1 protein-coding gene is annotated in these 2415 nt (G+C 44.8%); it reads right to left on the reverse strand.

The window, feature by feature from the left end; genetic code table 11:
* On the reverse strand, nucleotides 1-2415 hold a 2415-nt coding region (locus HG263_RS22065; protein ID WP_171628228.1), incomplete at both ends, for an FG-GAP-like repeat-containing protein.

A 2415-nucleotide genomic window follows, 5' to 3' on the forward strand; every position in this document is an offset into this window, starting at 1 on the left:
ACCCCGGTTTCGTCTTCATCAAACCCTTGGTGGTACACCGTCTCTGTAACCATGTCATAGTCATCATCACGGCTATCTATCGTGGTTAACTTACCAAACCCTAAATAACCACGCCCCTGACCATGAAACGCCATATTGGCATACTTGTACGTTACGCTGGCGGTCTTATTGTGACCATTCAAGCCAGAAATCGGATTTGTACTGATTACCTTTGATACCACATAGGCTGCCCCTGAGGCTGAGATAATCGGGAATTGGGCTTCAACACGTCCTTCATACACCTCGTCATCAGTCAACGGCCTATAACCAATGTTGGTATCACCGGCACGTGAACGTATACCTGTTATGGTGCGCTCTAGTACGTATGAACTATTATACTCAAAGATATGCCCTGTTACGTTGTCTTGCTCATAACGCACGCGCATAAAGTCAATGGCACCATCGCCGTTAAAATCGCCCGCTTGGAAAGAGTCTTTAACGGTATCACTGTCTTCACGCACAAACCCAAGCCCTGTGACATCAACAAAGCTGTTTTCCTTAGCATCAAATTTATAAACTCTCGGGGCTCTTGGATTTTTAAAGCTAATGATTTCGGTTTTAAAGTCTTTATCAAGATTGACCGCCATCACATCTTTTGCTGCAACAGCCTCACCAAACACATCCTTTACAGGCTCAAACCCAGCACCGTTACTTTGTGCTACATACCACTTACCAAAGTTATGGTACAGCAGGTCTTGTAAGCCATCGCCATTAAAGTCGATTAGCTGTACATTTTCAAAACCATCACTATCATCTTCAACTAACCCCGTGTAAACAGGCGTAAAGTGGCCATTACCTTGGTTTATCGCATAGTGCAATTCTGCCCCTTCCAGCTCAGGTCCATCCTCTTCATCTACCACACCAACTTCAACTTCTACGATGATATCTGACAAGCCATCGCCATTGACATCCCCCCAATTGGCGTCACTAAAACTCAAGCTTGGACGTCGGCCTTCAGCGTCGGTTTTATCATACAAAGGTGATTTAACATCTGAAATCCTCAAAGCCGCTTTCGATGTATCAAAACCAACAACACCTGTTTTGCTCAGCGTGTTGAGTCTATAGAACACATAGTCATAACCAGAAACATAGGCCAAATCCAGTAAACCATCACCATCAATATCCGCAGGCTGTATATTTTTGTTCTCACCCGCAAGCGCCGTGATTTCATCATAAATCAGCTCACCGACTTGCGTTTTGGGATAGCATGTCGTGATAGGCTTGAATTCACCAAAGTCAATATCTTCGTAAGTGGTGGTACACTCAGTGCTGGTTGTCACCTCACCTTCTTGATGCAGTAAATACCACTTAAACACACCACTGCTTGATTTAGAGGAAACCAGCACATCTGCACGACCATCGCCATTAAAGTCTGACGCAATTGCCTTTGGACGGTAATCTTCGTCTTGACTCGGTAACGCTATCGAATCATAGCCAAGGTTATCACCGTAAGTGACTCGCCATGTGCCTTTACCATTGTAAGATACTAAGTCACTGTGACCATCACCGTCTAAGTCCGCAGTTACCAAGGCATTAAGATACTCAGGCTTACCTAAGCCAACCGTACGTTTGCGTGATTCACTATAAACAAGCGCCCCTGATAGCAATGCATCATTAGGCCAGTTGAAGTTAAGTGGGTAGGCACAGCGATTAAATTGACACACCTCTACCTTACCTAAATAACGCGCAGCTTCATTGTCTTCATAGGTTAAATCGTACTTACGTATCTCATTGCTGTTATTACTGATTACAACCGAGTCAATTACGTGTGTACGTTGATAAGGTGCACCAAAACGATAGCCATACAACGGCTCATCCGTCGTTTGATAGTTCAACTCAACTTTTGTCACACCATATTCGATGCTACTTAGTAAGGCTTCTTTATTGATGTCATTTATTGGCGACGTGTACTTGTAACGAATGGTGTTCTCATGGGTATCTACAATACTGCTACGCAGCCAAGTGTTAGCCACTGCACGATTGTCTGTCAGTGCCGATGACACATACTGAATCGCTGACGTACTAGAATTGAGATTACCATAGTAGTGGGTTTCACCTGACTTAGTGGTTGCTTTAAAGCCTGTGATAGACGCTAATGACCCTATCAGCTCATACTCTGTAAAGCTGTCTTGCTCTGTGCGATACACACCCCCAACAACCTCAATCAATCGCTGCCCATCTACACAAAATGCATCACTACTATCTAGCTGAACGTCTCTAACATAGTCACTCCCTAAATCATCGTAGAAGTGTGACTTACCACAACGTGTTATCGAAGACATACCCGCCAGTGACCAGCCAATACCCGCAGCCCCCATGCGCTTATTCGAACTTGAGTAACTTAAGCCCAGTTGCGGCTGAATGCCACCCGAGCCC

The sequence above is a fragment of the Pseudoalteromonas caenipelagi genome, assembly GCF_013140855.1.
Classification (GTDB): domain Bacteria; phylum Pseudomonadota; class Gammaproteobacteria; order Enterobacterales; family Alteromonadaceae; genus Pseudoalteromonas; species Pseudoalteromonas caenipelagi.